At 34.6% G+C, this 772-nt stretch carries 2 protein-coding genes; both read left to right on the top strand.

Annotated features, from left to right (window positions below):
* Window positions 1-449: 449 nt before the first annotated feature.
* Window positions 450-575, top strand: a complete 126-nt coding sequence (locus tag AB1444_13585; protein MEW6527682.1) for a hypothetical protein — start codon at window positions 450-452, stop codon at window positions 573-575.
* A 7-nt stretch (window positions 576-582) separates the two neighbouring features.
* On the top strand, window positions 583-772 hold a 190-nt coding region (locus tag AB1444_13580; protein ID MEW6527681.1), incomplete at its 3' end, for a hypothetical protein.

The following is a 772-nucleotide window of genomic DNA, read 5'->3' as shown; positions in this document are numbered from 1 at the left end:
GAATTTATTGAGTTGTACAATAACGAGTGGATGCTTGAAAGACTTGGCTATGTTTCGCCTAACGACGCTTTGGAGAATTATTATATATTAAGCAAAATAAGTGCTTGATAAATCGGGGCCAGAACAAGGAACATCAAGGGACGAAGATATTTAAAAACGGATTACATGGAATTATTAAAGAAGTTTGAAGTAGAGTATAATGAAAAATATATTTTTGAATTTTATGATGAATAAGGTCGCTCCTACAGAGCTATACTCTCTGATAGTTGGGTCACTGTTATCAAAAGAACGCCCCTACGGAGCTAACACGTCGCGTAGCGACGACCATTTGGTAGAAAATATAAATTTAAACAAAATCAAGCCCCGGAGGGGCAACCTTATGGTAGATAATATAAACACGAACAAAATTAAGTCCCGTAGCGACGACCATTTGATAAGGTAGCTTGTATATGTTAAACAATGAAACTAAACGCCGTATTGATACCGCCCGCGATATCCTGGTGGACAAGGTGCCTGAATCCAAAAGTCAGGTGAAGCAGATGACAATATTTTTTATTATTTTTGAAAAAGAATGAGGTGTTTATGAAGTTAACATTTGAACCTAATTTAGAATATCAACAAAAAGCCATTAATTCTATCGTTGGTCTGTTCGAGGGGCAAGATAAAGATAATGGTGAATTAAATTTTAAAATTATAGAAAAAGATGAAGATCAATTATTTACTGAAATAACAGGCATTGGAAACAAATTGTTAATTGCTGACGAACAAATAT

It is taken from the genome of Spirochaetota bacterium (assembly GCA_040756435.1).
Classification (GTDB): Bacteria; Spirochaetota; UBA4802; order UBA4802; family UB4802; genus UBA4802.
This window is presented reverse-complemented; position numbering and strand designations above follow the sequence as displayed.

Excerpts from the sequence above, each read along its gene's own strand:
- AB1444_13585 (MEW6527682.1), top strand. The coding sequence starts at position 450 with ATGTTAAACAATGAAACTAAACGCCGTATTGATACCGCCCGCGATATC.